Origin of the sequence: Thalassobius sp. MITS945101 (assembly GCF_047123305.1) — a bacterium.
Taxonomy (GTDB): Bacteria; Pseudomonadota; Alphaproteobacteria; order Rhodobacterales; family Rhodobacteraceae; genus Thalassobius.
In genome coordinates this window covers 1,568,012-1,583,289 of the sequence record NZ_CP138918.1, presented here as the reverse complement: position 1 = coordinate 1,583,289, position 15,278 = coordinate 1,568,012, and the positions used below count along the sequence as shown (strand labels likewise).

The 15,278-nt window shown below is 61.9% G+C and carries 15 protein-coding genes and 1 riboswitch; of the genes, 10 read left to right on the top strand and 5 right to left on the bottom strand.

From position 1 onward, the window contains the following. Positions 1 to 28 precede the first annotated feature (28 nt). From SIC14_RS07945 to SIC14_RS07935, 3 genes are all read right to left on the bottom strand, one after another. Positions 29 to 1,273, bottom strand: coding sequence for a sirohydrochlorin chelatase (locus SIC14_RS07945; RefSeq protein WP_412565286.1), 1,245 nt, complete (start codon positions 1,271 to 1,273; stop codon positions 29 to 31). Between the two features lie 3 nt (positions 1,274 to 1,276). After that, entirely contained in the window at positions 1,277 to 1,513 is a 237-nt protein-coding gene (locus tag SIC14_RS07940) for a DUF6732 family protein (RefSeq protein ID WP_412565285.1), read from the bottom strand. A gap of 202 nt (positions 1,514 to 1,715) precedes the next feature. After that, the gene (locus SIC14_RS07935; protein WP_412565284.1) at positions 1,716 to 2,873 is read right to left on the bottom strand and encodes a flavin monoamine oxidase family protein; all 1,158 of its coding nucleotides are present in this window, start codon (positions 2,871 to 2,873) and stop codon (positions 1,716 to 1,718) included. Between the two features lie 131 nt (positions 2,874 to 3,004). Here SIC14_RS07935 and SIC14_RS07930 point away from each other — a divergent pair, with 131 nt between their 5' ends. The 7 genes from SIC14_RS07930 to SIC14_RS07900 all read left to right on the top strand — a co-directional run bounded on the left by SIC14_RS07930 (position 3,005) and on the right by SIC14_RS07900 (position 9,320). Then, positions 3,005 to 3,988, top strand: coding sequence for a glutathione S-transferase family protein (locus SIC14_RS07930; RefSeq protein WP_412565283.1), 984 nt, complete (start codon positions 3,005 to 3,007; stop codon positions 3,986 to 3,988). A 98-nt stretch (positions 3,989 to 4,086) separates the two neighbouring features. Beyond that, complete coding sequence (locus tag SIC14_RS07925; RefSeq protein WP_412565282.1) at positions 4,087 to 4,470, top strand: DUF1636 family protein; 384 nt, start codon at positions 4,087 to 4,089, stop codon at positions 4,468 to 4,470. Continuing rightward, the gene (locus SIC14_RS07920; RefSeq protein ID WP_412565281.1) at positions 4,467 to 5,405 is read left to right on the top strand and encodes a threonine-phosphate decarboxylase; all 939 of its coding nucleotides are present in this window, start codon (positions 4,467 to 4,469) and stop codon (positions 5,403 to 5,405) included. Before SIC14_RS07925 ends, SIC14_RS07920 begins: the two co-directional genes overlap by 4 nt. Next, on the top strand, positions 5,402 to 6,310 hold the full coding sequence (gene cbiB / locus SIC14_RS07915; RefSeq protein ID WP_412565280.1) for an adenosylcobinamide-phosphate synthase CbiB: 909 nt from the start codon (positions 5,402 to 5,404) through the stop codon (positions 6,308 to 6,310). Before SIC14_RS07920 ends, cbiB begins: the two co-directional genes overlap by 4 nt. Positions 6,311 to 6,368: 58 nt before the next feature. Continuing rightward, a complete protein-coding gene (locus tag SIC14_RS07910) occupies positions 6,369 to 7,544 on the top strand; it encodes a lytic murein transglycosylase (RefSeq protein ID WP_412565279.1) in 1,176 nt (391 codons plus the stop codon). Between the two features lie 36 nt (positions 7,545 to 7,580). After that, positions 7,581 to 8,279, top strand: a complete 699-nt coding sequence (locus SIC14_RS07905) for a phosphatase PAP2 family protein (RefSeq protein WP_412565278.1) — start codon at positions 7,581 to 7,583, stop codon at positions 8,277 to 8,279. A 126-nt stretch (positions 8,280 to 8,405) separates the two neighbouring features. Further along, positions 8,406 to 9,320 carry a hypothetical protein gene (locus SIC14_RS07900; RefSeq protein WP_412565277.1) on the top strand — a complete coding sequence of 305 codons (915 nt, stop codon included), beginning with the start codon at positions 8,406 to 8,408 and terminating at the stop codon, positions 9,318 to 9,320. Positions 9,321 to 9,395: 75 nt separating this feature from the next. Here SIC14_RS07900 and SIC14_RS07895 read toward each other — a convergent pair whose 3' ends face one another. Continuing rightward, complete coding sequence (locus SIC14_RS07895; RefSeq protein ID WP_412565276.1) at positions 9,396 to 9,758, bottom strand: hypothetical protein; 363 nt, start codon at positions 9,756 to 9,758, stop codon at positions 9,396 to 9,398. 113 nt (positions 9,759 to 9,871) lie between these two features. Beyond that, positions 9,872 to 13,327, bottom strand: coding sequence for a chromosome segregation SMC family protein (locus SIC14_RS07890; protein WP_412565275.1), 3,456 nt, complete (start codon positions 13,325 to 13,327; stop codon positions 9,872 to 9,874). A gap of 218 nt (positions 13,328 to 13,545) precedes the next feature. Continuing rightward, positions 13,546 to 13,773: riboswitch (cobalamin riboswitch) on the top strand. Positions 13,774 to 13,809: 36 nt separating this feature from the next. On the opposite strand from SIC14_RS07890, the gene SIC14_RS07885 reads away from it, so the two are divergent. From SIC14_RS07885 to SIC14_RS07875, 3 genes are read left to right on the top strand one after another with little or no spacing between them, the layout of a single operon-like run. Beyond that, positions 13,810 to 13,980, top strand: a complete 171-nt coding sequence (locus tag SIC14_RS07885; RefSeq protein ID WP_412565274.1) for a CbtB domain-containing protein — start codon at positions 13,810 to 13,812, stop codon at positions 13,978 to 13,980. Between the two features lie 4 nt (positions 13,981 to 13,984). Further along, the gene (locus SIC14_RS07880; protein WP_412565273.1) at positions 13,985 to 14,659 is read left to right on the top strand and encodes a CbtA family protein; all 675 of its coding nucleotides are present in this window, start codon (positions 13,985 to 13,987) and stop codon (positions 14,657 to 14,659) included. A 59-nt stretch (positions 14,660 to 14,718) separates the two neighbouring features. Next, positions 14,719 to 15,243, top strand: coding sequence for a hypothetical protein (locus tag SIC14_RS07875; protein WP_412565272.1), 525 nt, complete (start codon positions 14,719 to 14,721; stop codon positions 15,241 to 15,243). Positions 15,244 to 15,278 lie beyond the last annotated feature (35 nt).

Here is a 15,278-nt window from a genome sequence, read left to right as displayed (position 1 = left end):
GAGTATTTTCAGGATCATTGAAAGAGTGTCAGCCCTTGCGGCGTGCACTTTCCGGCCCCAGCGGGTGTTTGGCATGCGGGTATTCGGCATGCAAATGGTCATGATCGTGGTGATGATGATGCCCATGACCGTGACCGTGATGGTGATCGTGGCTGTGGCCGTGGTCGTGATGGTGGTGATGTCCCATATCCAAGCGACACTCCCCAGTGCAGAACAGATCACAGAGCTTACAATCCGCCACGTTTGATCCCGGGGCCGAGGCGCCCTGGCCTTCGACGTGGTGGTGGTGGCTTTCCTGGACCGAGCCGACCTCATCCTCAAAGCCCAGCACTTGCACGCGGTATTTGCACATCACGCAGGTGGGCGGCGGCACCGAAGCCAACGCCGGATGCGCGGTGCCTTCGGCGGCTTTGGCGCGGTCTTCGGCGGAGATGACAATCTTGCCCTCTTCCAGCGCCAGTTCCTGGGTGCGGAACAGGCAGGTGCCGCAATTCGGCGGCGGCACCGCGCCCACCTGTTCGGTGATACGTTCCGCAAAGGTGGCCAGCACCTGTTCGTGGTCGTTGAGGTAGCCGGCTTTGACAAACTCGATCTCAGGATGATCGGCGGCCACCTTATCGGTGAAGCCATAGATCCGGTCGATCAGGATGCCGGTGAACAGGAAGTAGGGGAACACGATGACCCGTTTGTAGCCCAGCTTGGTCACATGGCGCAGGCAGGGTTCCACCAGCGGGAAGGTCACACCGGAATAGCCGACCTCCAGCCAGCCAAAGCCCATGCCCTCCTGTAGCAGGCGGGCGATCTTGGAGACATTGGCGTTGGCGTCCGGGTCCGAGGCGCCGCGGCCGATGACCACCAGACAGGTGTCATGCAGGTCCACTTCACCCAGTTCGGCGTTGGCCTGATCCACGGCCTCCTGAATACGCGCCCCTGCAGCGGCGACCATCTTGGGGTCCACGCCCAATTCACGGCCGTAAGAGACCTCAATGCCGTGTTTGGTGGCATAGGTGTTCAGCACCGTCGGGATGTCATTTTTGGAATGCATCGCCGCAAACAGCATCCCCGGCACCGCCAGAATTTTATCGCAGCCCGCGTCACGCAGCCGGTCCAGCCCGTCGCGGATCACCGGATTGGCAAACTCCAGATAGCCATATTCCACCATCCAGTCCTGCGGCAGCAGGGGGGGCAGTTTTTCGGCAAGGACAGAAAATTCATCAACTGCGGCCTGGCTACGCGAGCCGTGACCGCAGATCATCACTCCAATTTTGCTCATGGCTTAGGCTTCCTGCAGCTCTTCTTCGCTAGGCTCTTCGTCGGATTCAGACTCGGCTTCGGTGTCCTTTTTCTTGCCCTTCAGGCCTGCAATCAGGGCAATGGCCCCCGCCGCCCCCAAAGCGCCCAGCGCGATCCAGTGATCGTGGCCGGCAAGTTCACCAAAGTGACCGATATGGGCCGCCGCCGGTGCTGCCCAGACAGCGCCACCAAAAGCCACAATTGTATAGAAGGTTTTCATGCCTCTCCCCCAGTTCAACCTCATTTACAGAGAGAATGCCCGGGTTCGGGCACCTGACGACGTTTGTCCCTGATCCCCTATTTGGGTCGATCGCACAAACACACCTCTCCGGCCCCGTTTCGGGGCTCGTCCGGGCGCACTATAGGCAGCGTGCCGCAGTGCCGCAATCCGGTTCGCGGCATCTGTGGCAACAAAGCCGACCTTAGGATTGCAGCAGCTGATCCACCGCCTCGAAGGCAGAGAAAGCCGCGCCCTGAACGGTTGAGCGATCCTCGCCGCCCAGCGCTTCGCCAGCGAAGAACAGACGCCCCGCAACCGGTCGGAACGCATAAACCAACGTGCCCTGCGCCCCCTCGTCATAATCGTTGGAATAGGTGCCATTGATGTATGGCACACGGTCCCAATTCTGAACCTGAACCTTTTCAACCAGTTGACTGGCAGCGCCGTCATAAATCCGGTCCAATTCAGACAGCAGGTCGCGTTGGATCTGGGCATCGGACTGCCGTGCAGTGGCCAGGGGCACATTGCTGTTCTGGAACAGACCCAACACATGGTCACCGCTGTCTTTGCTAAAGGCCGCATTGTAGAAAATCCGCTCGGACCAGGTATCGGCGGTGAAACCGGACACGCCCTGCGGCAGGGTGATATCGCCGTAGAACCGCTCTTTAAATTTGAAGAACGCTTTTAACCCGCTGCCGAACACCGTGTCATCCAATGCCGCCGTGATCCGACGTGGCAGGCTGGGGGCGAAACTGATTCCCTCCTTTTGCAGCACCGACAGCGGTGTGGTCACAATCACTTGGTCGGCGCTGTAGCGGGCTTTCGCAGTGCGCACCGTCACGCCAGTGTCCGAATGTTCAATCTGGCTCACCGGTTCATTGAGGCGCAGGGATGCGCTGACCGACGGCAGCATGTTGCGTTCAAAGAAGCCATACCAGGTGGTGCGTTTGAATTTGCGTTCCGCATAGGCCAGCCGCAGCCAGTTGGCACTGCCGCGGCTTTCGCCATCCCAGGTGTCATAGGTCTTGGGCCGGTAGGTGATCGTTTCCTCATCCACCTTGGCCGCAGGGTCATCCACGATCTCTTTCAGGATGGAATGATCGGCATGGATCCATTCGGCCCCCAGATCGATGGGGAAGTCGGCAAAACCCTCCAGCCGTTTGATCCGCCCGCCCCAATGTGGCGCGGCCTCAAGGATTGTGACCTCCGCGCCGGCGCGCTGCAACAGATAGCCCGCGGTGATGCCCGCCCCCCCTGCGCCAACAATGATCACGCGCTGTCCCGCTTTGGCCCGTCCGAGCCCGGGCCCAAAGAGAACTGCTGCCAAAGCCGAAACGCCAAATGCCCGCCGTGAAATCATCGAAATCCCCCTTCGCACCAAACTTCGCACCCAACACTGTGCAGAAATGCAGAAAACCTGCGCCCGGATAGACCTGTGCGCCGCCCGCGCAGCCCCCTAAGTTCTGACCAACAAACGCATAGGAGCATGAAATGGGCAAGTTGGTCGACGGCAAATGGCATGACGTCTGGTATGACACCAAGGAAAGTGGCGGGGCCTTCAAACGGACCGAGGCCAGCTTTCGCAACTGGATCACCGCAGATGGCAGTGCCGGCCCCTCGGGCGAAGGCGGCTTCAAGGCCGAAAGCGGCCGTTATCACCTTTATGTCTCCTACGCCTGCCCCTGGGCACACCGCACCTTGATTTTCCGCGCCCTCAAAGGGTTGAGCGACCACATCACGGTCTCCGCCGTGCATCCCGACATGTTGTCCGATGGCTGGCATTTCGGCACCAATTATGACGGTGCGACGGGCGATACCCTCTACGGTCTGCCCTATGCCCGCGACATCTACACCAAAGCTGTGCCGGATATGTCGGGCCGTGTCACCGTGCCAATCCTCTGGGACAAAGAGCGTGAAACCATCGTCTCCAACGAAAGCTCAGAAATCATCCGCATGTTCAACTCTGCCTTCAACGGGATCACCGGCAACACCGATGACTATTGGCCCGAAGCCGAACGGGACGCGATCGAAGAGGTCAACGCGCGGATCTATGACACGCTGAACAACGGCGTCTACAAGTCCGGTTTTGCCACCACGCAAGCGGCCTATGAGGCGGCGGTTTACCCGCTGTTTGACACGCTCGATTGGCTGGAAGACCGCCTGAGCCAGAACCGCTATCTGATGGGCGATCACCTGACCGAGGCTGACTGGCGCCTGTTCACCACGCTGATCCGGTTTGATCCGGTCTATCACCTGCATTTCAAATGCAACCGCAAACGGATCGTGGATTACCCCAACCTCTGGGCCTACACGCGCGAGCTTTATCAGGTGCCCGGCGTGGCCGAGACGGTGAACATGGACCACATCGTGCGCCATTACCACTACAGCCACGAAAGCGTGAATCCACACCGGATTGTGCCGATCAACCCGGTGCTGGATTACATGACCCCACATGGCCGTGCGGCACTTGGCTAATCCCCCCTCGCCGCTAGTTTCCGACCAAAGACAAACAGCCCGCGCTTGCGCCCGGGCTGTTTTTGCGATTTCTGTCACCGCAAATGGGAGCGCGAAACATGACAACCTGGATCACCGTCTGTGACACCTGCAAACTCGACGATTGGGAGGCCTCGGGCCGCGAACAAAAAGACGGTGAGGTGCTGGCCGAACTGGTAGAGGCCGCCGCCGCTGATCGCGCAGACGTGCAGACCCGTCGGGTCTCTTGCCTGATGGGCTGTAGCCATGGCTGCAACGTCGCCATTCAGGGCACGGACAAGCTGAACTACACGCTCGGCCGGTTTGAACCGGGTGTAGAGGCGGCTGAGGCCATCGTGGATTACGCCACGCTGCATGCCGAAAGCGACAGCGGCCAGGTGCCGTTCCGCCAGTGGCCGCAAGGGGTCAAAGGGCACTTTGTGACCCGCCACCCCCCTTTGCCGAAAGCTGAGGCCGCAGAATGATTCAGGAGGCGCGGGACCACGGTGGCGGCGTTGATGCGGCTGCCTCCCGATACGGCGGCACCCGCGCCGACTGGCTGGATCTGTCCACCGGCATCAATCCGGTGCCTTATCCGGTGGGCGCCTTCGATATGGACGCCTGGACCGCCCTGCCCGACAAAGGTGCGCAACAGGCGCTGATCGCCGCCGCCCGTGATTACTGGCAGGTACCTGAAGGCGCCGCAGTGCTGGCCGCGCCGGGGGCCTCCGCCCTAATTGCCCGCATCCCTGCGCTGGCCCTTACGGGCCGCGTGGACATCCCGCGCCCCACCTATAACGAACACGCCGCCGCTTTTGAGGCCGCCGGCTGGCAGCTGTCTGACACACAGGCAGAGGCCCGCGTGATCGTGCACCCGAACAATCCCACCGGTCAGTTCTATGATGGTGAACCCTCCGGCCCGGACCTGCATGTCATCGACGAAAGCTTCTGCGATATCGCGCCGGACCGCTCCCTCATCAAACACGCCACCCAGCCCGGCACCGTGATCCTGAAAAGCTTTGGCAAGTTCTGGGGCCTCGCCGGTGTCCGCTTAGGCTTTGCCATTGGCGACCCTGCCCTGATCGCGCGTCTGGAACAGATGCTCGGCCCCTGGCCGGTTGCCGGACCGGCATTGCGCATCGGGCGGCAGGCGCTCACCGATCAGAAATGGGCCGAGGCAACCCGCACCCGCCTGACCGCAGACAGCGCCCGTCTGGATCAGCTGATGACCCGCGCTGGTGCAGCACTGCACGGTGGCACGCCGCTCTTTCGCCTCTATGAGGTTAAGGATGCGGCCCAGTGGCAGACCCGTTTTGCCGAAGCACGGATCTGGACCCGCATCTTCCCCTACTCGCGTCATTTCATCCGCCTTGGCCTGCCCGCCCCAGACCAATGGCACCGGCTGGAGGCCTTGCTATGACCCTGATCCTTGCCATGTTGCTGGACGCCGCCGTGGGCGAACCCAAGGCGCTCTACAACCGCGTCCCCCATCCCGCCGTCCTGATGGGGCGGCTGATCGGCTGGGCCGACAACAGGTTCAATCAAGGCGAAGACCGCCGCCGCAACGGTATCGCGACCATGCTGGCACTGGCCATCGGCGCGCTGATCCTCGGCAAGCTGCTGGCCGCCTTTGGCCCGCTGGTGGAAATCCTTGTGCTGGCCGCCCTGCTGGCCCAGCGCAGTCTGGTCGATCACGTGCGGGACGTGGGCAACGCGCTGCGCCTGTCAGAAGGCGACGGGCGCATGATGGTCGCCCGCATCGTCGGCCGCGATACTTCCCAAATGGACGGCCCTGCGATCAGCCGCGCCGCCATCGAAAGCGCGGCGGAGAACTTCAGCGATGGGGTGATTGCCCCGATCTTCTGGTTTGCCCTCATGGGTCTGCCGGGGCTGCTGCTTTACAAAATCACCAACACCGCCGACAGCATGATCGGCTATCGCACCGAACGGCATCGCGATTTTGGCTGGGCGGCCGCGCGATTTGACGACCTGCTCAATCTGGCCCCTGCCCGCCTGACCGCCGTGCTGATCGCGCTGACACATCAGGTGTTCCACAACTGGCCCTTGCTGGTGCGTGACGCCCGTCAGCACCGCTCACCCAATGCCGGCTGGCCCGAGGCCGCAATGGCCCGCGCACTGGATGTCGCCCTGTCCGGACCCCGTTCGTACGAGGGTGAGATGCGCGATTTTCCCTTCGTTAATGTGGATGGCACCCACGCGGCCACGCCCGATCATATCGATGCCGCCTGCACCGCCCTCTGGCGGGTCTGGGGTGTGGTTCTGGGGCTGACCCTGCTGCTGTCAATGTTAGCGTCTGTCATCTGACGTTTGCAGATCGGCCCTTGCCTGTTAACCTTTGCAAAACTTTATCTCTGAGGAATTCATGAAACGCCTTCTTACCGCCGCCGCCCTCACCGTTTCACTGGCCAGCCCCAGCCTCGCCGCGCAATGCGGTGGTGGCTTCAACAGCTTCATCAAAGATCTGCGCAAAGAGGCGCAGTCGATGGGCTATGACGCCGGTCTGGCCAAACGGTTCTTTGCCAATGTTCAGCAGGACCAGAAGGTGCTGGCCGCAGACCGCCGCCAAGGGGTGTTTCAGAAGAACTTCACCGATTTCACCCGCCATCTGATTTCCCAGAACCGGATCAACACCGGCAAGAAAAAGGGCCAGCAATACAGCAAGGTATTTGACCGGATCGAACGCGAATACGGCGTCTCGCGCGGGGTGCTTCTGGCCTTCTGGGCGTTTGAGACCGACTACGGCGGCTATCAGGGCGATTTCAACACGCTGAACGCGCTGGTCACCCTTTCGCACGACTGCCGCCGCCCCGAATTGTTCCGCCCACAGGTGTTTGCCGCGCTCGAACTTTATGCCCGTGGGGAGTTTGACCCGAACAAAACCACCGGCGCATGGGCTGGTGAGATTGGCATGGTGCAGATGCTGCCCGCCGACATCATTGAAAACGGTGTGGATGGTGACGGCGATGGCAAGGTGTCGCTGAAAACCTCTGCCCCGGACGCGTTGCTGTCTGGCGGCAAGATGCTCAGCCATCTGGGCTGGCGCGCCGGTGAGCCGTGGCTGCAAGAGGTCAAGGTGCCGGCCGATATGGATTGGTCCCTGTCCGGCACCGCTGCCGCTCTGCCGATCAGCAAATGGCAGGCAATTGGCGTAAAGCCCCGTTCCGGCGCGTGGGAGGCAAAGGGCCTGAAGGGCAAACTGATCCTGCCACAGGGTCGCAAAGGGCCGGCCTTTATCGCCTACCCAAATTTTGACGTTTATTTCGAATGGAACCAGAGCTTTACCTACGTTCTGACCGCCGCCTATTTCGGCACCCGCCTGATGGGCGGGCCGGTGTTCAGCGAAGGCAATCCTGACGCGGGCCTTGACGGACCGCAGATGAAGCAGCTGCAAAAGAAACTGGCCGCCTTGGGCCATGATGTGGGCAAGATCGACGGCATTCTGGGCGCGGGCACCCGCGCCGCCACTCAGGCGGAACAGAAACGTCTGGGTCTGCCCGCTGACGCATGGCCAACCCGCGAGTTACTCAACCGGCTCTAACCCTAAACCATCCCCCCAGACCTCGGAGAGGCCCCAGTGAACGAGGCCATTCTTTACGCCATTAATGGTTGGATGGGCACATCGACCACCTTTGACGAGGTGCTTTTGCACCTCGCCAGCAACCCTTTGTTCAAGGGTATGACGCCTTTGTTCATCTTCTGGTGGCTCTGGGGGATTGAGGACGCGCGCAGTGCGGCGCGGCGGCTTGATCTGTTTGTTGGCCTACTGGTGGCGGCGGTTGCGGTGCTGCTCTGCCGCGCAGTGGTGGAACTGGGGCCCCATGTCCTGCGCCCGATCCACAATCCGGATCTGGACATCATCATTTCACCTTTCCTAGATCCCGCCACGCTTGCCGGTGAAAACGCCTTCCCGTCGGACCATGCAACGCTCACCATCGCCCTGTCGGTGGTTATGCTGCGCCAAAGTCTGGGCTGGGGGCTGCTGGCACTGGCCCATGCAGTGATAATCAGCCTGGTCTCAAGGGTCTATTTTGGCTTCCATGCCCCCAGCGATGTCCTCAGCGGCGCCGCCATTGGCGCGGTCACAATCCTACTGCTCACCACCCCTGCCAAACGCGGTCTGCAAGTCCTTGGATTGGAAACCGGCATGGCCCGTTACCCGCAGCTGGTGATGGCCTTTCTCTTTGCGCTAAGCCTGCAAATGGCCACCATGTTCACCTCGGCCCGCTATTTCCTTGACGCGGTGAGCACGGCATTGTCGCGTCTCTTCGGGTAGACGCGGCAATTCCGCAACAAACAGCCCTGTTGTGACAATGGCGCGCGGACATTCCACAACCGCCCGCGTAAACACGCGCCGATCTTGGGCCAGCCCCAATCGGAATAAACAAGCGAGACATATCCCATGAAGACCGCAACCTTCGCCGCTTCGGCCGTTGCAATCGCGCTGTCGGCAGGTGCCGCACAGGCAGAGTTCATCTACGGCGGCTTTCTGCAGCTGGAACGGCGCGCCTACCAGTACCCCTGGGTCGACGGCTGGACCGATCACTCCACGTCGTCGCGGGGCAACATCGCGCTGGGTTACCAGCTGGATGACCTGACCGTTGCGATGGGCGCCAACTGGAACACCAGATTGGGTGAAGGCGATCCGCTGATCGACTGGCCGAAGGACCGGACGTTCCTGCTGTCTTATGGCCCCGCGACACTGACCTATGGCGACATGTACGGCGCCGGCAACATGATTTCCGAAGACTATTTCACCATGAGCGACGCCACCGACGATCAGGACCACACCCTGCGTCTGGATCTGGCGCTGGAAAACTTCCACCTGGCGATCTCCAACGATCTGGAGCGTCGGGACGAGTTGGAAATCGGCCTTGCCACGCAAGGGTTTGGCCATTTTGTCCGTGTCGGCTACGAATCTGACTCTGGCGATCTGGGGGTGATTGTTGGCAAGGACATGGGCGGCTGGGGGTATCACCTGGCCACGCTGCAGGACCTCAACGATTCCGACCCGCAAGACGATCAAGTCGCCGCAACCCTACTCTATGATGTGAACGACAACCTGCGTCTGGCCGCCAATATTGTTCTGGATTCCGACCTGAACGTCTATGGCCGCAGTCTGGCTGCCTGGTACGAGTTGAACACACCAAGCGACCGTATGGGCCCGGTAACCCTGCGCATCGCCTATGACGAAATGCGTGCCTGGGATGAAAAGCAACTGACGCTTGGCATCGACGTGCCCTTTGGCAAGCCCCTGCCCGCTGCCTATGAGCGCCGCGAACGCAAGCGCTTTGTCAGCGGCTACGGCTTCTACTAAGCCCCGCGCAGCACATCTATCGAACAAGAAACCGGAGGGAACACCGCCGGTTTTTCTTTAACAAAGGGCCTGATTTTACTGTGCCAGCATGCGGCGCACCGGAAAACGCTGCCCGTCTGCCGTCAACACCACGGTGCGGCCATCGTTCTGCACAATCCGGTCACAGCGGGTCACTTCGGTCACGAATGTCACACAGACCGTGCTGTCCTGCGAGACCTCCCAGCTGCCATACCAATCACCGCCGCCAGCATAGGACCACAGGTAACTGCCATCCGCATCATAGCGCGACTGGCCGCCGTCAAAAAACTCCAGCATCTGCCCCGACAGATGGGCCTGCAACGCCTCGGGTGCAAAGCCCTGATCACCGGAACGCCCCTGCCAGTCCTGCGCAACAGCAGGCGTTGCAAGACACAGCCCCACGGCCAACCATTTCAACATAAGGCCCATCCTCCACCCGTCAGTATCCGGGCCACTCTGACACAGGCCAGCCGCCGCCAAACATCACTTCGCTGTCACGATTGAGAGAGCCGCAAAGCTGCAGCATTGGCCGGTCACGCCACCAGCGCTTCGGCCTTCTTCAGATCCACGCTCACCAGCTGGCTGACACCCTGCTCCTGCATGGTCACCCCGAACAGCCGGTCCATCCGCGCCATGGTCACCGCATGGTGGGTGATGATCAGGAACCGTGTGTCGGTGCGACGGCACATTTCGTCCAACAGGTCACAGAAACGGGTCACGTTGGCATCATCCAGCGGCGCGTCCACCTCGTCCAGCACACAGATCGGCGCTGGATTCGCCAGGAACACCGCAAAGATCAGCGCCATGGCGGTCAGGGTCTGCTCCCCACCCGACAACAGCGACAGCGTCGACAGCTTCTTGCCCGGCGGCTGGCACATGATCTCCAGCCCGGCATCCAGTGGATCTTCACTTTCGATTAGTTCCAGGTTGGCCTCACCGCCGCCAAACAGATGGGTGAACAGCAGCGAGAAGTTGGAATTTACCTGCTCAAAGGCTGTCAGAAGACGCTCACGACCCTCTTTGTTGAGGTTTGAAATCCCCGAGCGTAGCGCCTTGATCGCCTCTTCCAGATCGGCCTTTTCATCCACCAGAGAGCCATGTTCCTCGCGGACTTCCTTGGCATCCTCTTCGGCGCGCAGGTTCACCGCCCCCAAGGCATCGCGCTGCCGTTTCAGCCGGTTCACGTCCTGTTCCAGCGCCTCGGCATCGGCCATGTCGTCTGGGTTGGTGTCCAGCGTATCCAACAGTTTCTGCGGGGTGACCTGCATCACCTCATCGATCCGCTCCACCGTGGCGGCAACCGTTTCACGGGCCGCTTCGGCGCGTGCTTCGGACCGGGCCCGCGCTTCCCGCGCGTCCGAGGCTGCCCGTTCTGCATCCCGTTCGGTCTGCTCCGCCACCCGCAGCGCCGCCTCCGCCTCGGCCAGCACATCAGCGGCCTGTTTGCGGCGGTCCTCGGCGGTTTCGATCGCCTCTCCCAGCTCCTCGCGCTTCTCGGCAATCTCCTCCGGCAGCGCCATGGCCTCGGCCAGTTCTTCCTCGGACTCTTCTTTGCGGTCGGCCAATTCGGTGCTGCGTTTTGAAGCGGTTTCCAACCGGTGCTTCCAGCCAGAGATTTCCTTGGTCACTTCCTGACTGCGGCGCAGGCGGGCCTCGCCCTCACGGCGCACCTCATCATGGGCCGAGCGTTTGGTCATCATCGTCATCCGCGCCGCCTCAACGGTCAGCTTCAGATCCTCAACCCCGGCCCGGGCCTCGTCCAGATCGTCCAGATCGCCAATGGCGTCCTCGGCCTCCACCACGCGGGCGCGGGCCTCCATCGCTTCGTCCTCATGGCGTTCCACCGCCATGCCCAGACTTTCCAGTTTCGACTCGGCCAGCGTCATATCCGCCTCGGCGCGCGACAGCTTGCGGCTGGCCTCATTCACCAACCGGTCCGCATCCCGCCGCGCCTGACGCGCCGCCTGATCGGCACGTGTCAGATCCGCCAACCGCTGGGTCAGCGCCTCATGGGCGGCACGCGCCGCTTCGGCGCGGGTGCCGGCATGTTCGGACTGTTGTTTCAGCTCTTCCAACCGGTTCAACTGCTGCAAGCGCAGCGCCGCTGCCGAGGGCGCATCTTCGGCCCAGGCGCGATACCCATCCCAACGCCACAGGTCGCCTTCCAGCGACACCAACCGTTGACCGGGCTGCAACAGGGGCTGCAACCGCGGCGCATCTTCGGCATCGATCAGACCAATCTGCGCCATCCGGCGCGCCAGCACATCCGGCACCGAGACGTGGTTCGACAGCGGGGGGACACCAACAGGCAAGGCCTGCGCATCGTCATAGTCTGGCAGTTCGGTCCAGCCCGACGGCCCGTCACCTTCTACCTGAGGCGCCCGCAGATCATCGGCCAAAGCCGCACCCAGCGCCTTTTCAAAACCCATCTCCACCTGCAGACGATCGAGGATCTGACCGCCCTCAGCGGTGTCACGCTCCAAGAGTTTCGCCAGCGCCGTGACCTCAGCCCGCAGCGCGTTCAACTCGCCCTCCGCCTCGGACCGTTCACCCCGCACATCCGCTTCACGCGATTGTGTCTCCGCCCGTGCGGCTTCGGCCTCCATTAGGGTCTCTTCGGCGTTCTCGGCTGTGGCCTGCGCAATCTCGGCCTCTTCTTCTGCGGCCTCAAAGTTCAGCTTCGCCTGCTCCGAGGCCTGCGCCGCCGTCGCCACCGCGTCCCGCGCCTTCACCGCCTCCCCTTCAGACCGTGCCAGCGTCCGGCGCACATCATCCAGCATCCGCTGCGCCGACTGATGCCGCGCCGCCAGACGGGCCACGTCCTCGGTCTGCTGCGACATCGCGGTCTCGCGGTCCTGCAGCACCATCGCCGCCTCATGCGCCATTTCCGAGGCGATCTCCAGCTTGTCCTCATGGCCTTCGCTGGCCTTCTGCAACTCGCGGGCTTCCCACTCCAGCCGTTCAATCGTCTCGCCAGCATCGCGGTTCAAACCCGCCTCGCGGTCGATATCTTTGGCCATCTGCAGGATGCGGTTCTTCAGCGTCTCAATGGACTGTAGTGCCTGCGTTTCCTGATCCTTCAGCGTATCCCGCTGCACCGAGAGACGTTGCAGGATCGCCGCTGCAATAGCCTCTTCTTCGCGCAGGGGCGGCAATCCGGCGTCCAACTCTTCGCGCATCTTGGCGATTTTGCGCGCCTCACCTTCGGCCTGCGCCGCAAGGGTCACACGGTTACGCAGTTCCTCCTCTGCCGCCAGCCGCGCCTCATCCGCTTCGCGCCAGCGCCGGTACAGCAACAGCCCCTCAGCTTTGCGCAGCTCTTCGCCAATCGTGCGATAGCGCGCCGCCTGACGGGCCTGACGGTCCAGCGTCGCCAACTGGCTGGCCAGCTGATCCACCACATCGTCAACTCGGGCCAGGTTCTGTTCGGCCCCTTTCAGTTTCAGCTCCGCCTCATGACGGCGCTGATACAGCCCCGAAATCCCCGCCGCCTCTTCCAGAATGCGACGCCGGGCCTTGGGTTTGGAGTTGATCAGCTCAGAAATCTGACCCTGCCGCACCAGCGCAGGCGAATGCGCGCCGGTCGAGGCATCGGCAAACAACATCTGTACGTCACGCGCCCGCACGTCCTTGGTGTTGACCTTATAGGCCGACCCAACATCGCGGGTGATCCGGCGCACAATTTCCAGCTGGTCCTCATCATTGAACCCCGCCGGCGCCAAGCGCTGCCCGTTGTCGATCAGCAGGGACACCTCGGCAAAGTTCCGGGCCGGACGTGAAGAGGCACCGGCAAAGATCACATCTTCCATGCCGCCGCCACGCATCGCCTTGGGGCGGTTCTCTCCCATCACCCAACGCAGCGCTTCCAGCAAGTTGGACTTGCCACAGCCGTTTGGCCCCACGACTCCGGTCAACCCGTCCTTGATCAGCAGATCGGTCGGATCGACAAAGCTTTTAAAGCCGGTCAGTCTGAGTTTCGAAAACAGCACGCGACGGGACGTCCTTGAGTGATTCCAGTTGTGATTCCAAAGTTCATTGATCCTGAGAGGCCCGTGGCGTTTGAGTCAACGGTCCCCCCCTTTATTTCGGGTTATCCCAGCAGTTATCCACAAAATATTGCGGATCTTCGCGGATATTGAAGGGCCTGAAGGTCGTTTTTGACCCGGCAATGCGCGCAAAACGCGCTTGACGCATTGCAGCATTTCACGCGATTAATACCCTGTATGGTTCCCATTGTGCGATGCAAAGCATCCGGGACGAAAAGGGAATGTGGAAGGGGTGACCCAAATCGGGGCCCACAGCCGCAGCCGCCCCCGCGACTGTCAGCGGTGAGCGCCTGTCACAAGCCACTGGTCAACGGCATCTGCCGGACCGGGAAGGCGACAGGGGCCATGACCCGCCAGCCAGGAGACCTGCCATACGTAGAACAATAACCCAATCCGTCGGGGATGACGGAAGAGGAGACAGAGACATGACCACAGTTACCGCGACCAAGACCCGCGAAATTTCGGCCCTGGCAGGCTTCATCGTTGCCGCCGTGATCGGCCTCGGCATCGTGACCATTGCCGGCCACGTTCAGGCCGACACCCTGCATGACGCCGCCCATGACGTGCGCCACGCCACCGGCTTCCCCTGCCACTAAGACCATGATCAGCAAAATTCTGACCAGCGCGTTGTTCGCTGGGTTTGCAGCGGGGCTGATTGCCGCCGTGCTGCAACTCGTATTCGTGCAGCCTGTGCTTCTGCACGCCGAACTCTACGAGGGCGGCGATCTGGTGCATTTTGGCGGAACCCTGAACGCAGTACAGCAAGAGCTGCCCGGCTTTGACGCCATGCGCGACGGGCTGAGCGTGCTGTTCACCGCCCTGATCTACACCGGCTATGCCTTTATCCTGGTGGGTGCCATGGCGCTGGCTGCGGATAAGGGCCACGCCGTAAACGGCCGCAATGGCCTCATCTGGGGCATCGCGGGCTACATCGCCTTCCACTTCGCCCCCGCTGTCAGCCTGCCGCCGGAACTGCCCGGTGTGGCCGCTGCGGATGTGATGGACCGCCAGATCTGGTGGTTCGGCACCGTGATTTCCGCCGCGATTGCACTGGCGCTGGTCGCCTTTGGCAAAGGCTGGGCTGCATGGGGCATCGCCGCCGTACTGCTGCTGGCCCCGCATCTGATCGGCGCACCGCAGCCCGAACATTTTGCCGGCCCCGTGCCGCCGGAATTGGGCGGTGAGTTTGCTGGCCGTGCACTGGGTGTGGGTCTGGCCTCCTGGGCGCTGCTTGGCAGCTTTGCAGGCTACTTCTGGTCCCGCGCGGACGACTGATCCAAACATTGAAGGGCCGGAGAGCAGACGCCCTCCGGCTTTTCGATTGGAGAGAAACGATGAAATCGCTCTACCTCGCAGTGATCGCCCTGTTTTTCGGCACTGGTTTCGGCTTCCTTCTGGCCGTGACCAGCAATGCCGAACTGTCCGGCCACGATCACAATGATCCTAGTGCCCATGGCGCAGGCACCGGCCATCTGGCCCATGATATGCCGTCAGAGGCTATGGCCGACCATGACCACAGCGCCATGCTGGACGTCACCGGTGACGCAACCGGCAGGCCCGATCTGACACTTGCCCTGCACCATGACGGCGGCAGCAGCTATAACCTTCAGGTGCAATATCAGAACTTCACCCTGACCCCCGCTGCGGTCAACGGCCCGCATGTTGCGGGCACCGGCCACGCGCATATCTATGTCGACGGGGTCAAGCTGACCCGGCTCTATGGGGACTGGTTCCTGCTGTCGAACCTGACCGCCGGGGCTGAGGTCAAGGTGACCCTGAACGCCAACAGCCACGAACAGCTGATGCACAGCGGCCAGATGGTGGAAGCCACCGTCACCGTGCCCGACGCACAGCAATAACCTTCCCAGCGCGTCGCCCTTGGCCCCTGGCCCCG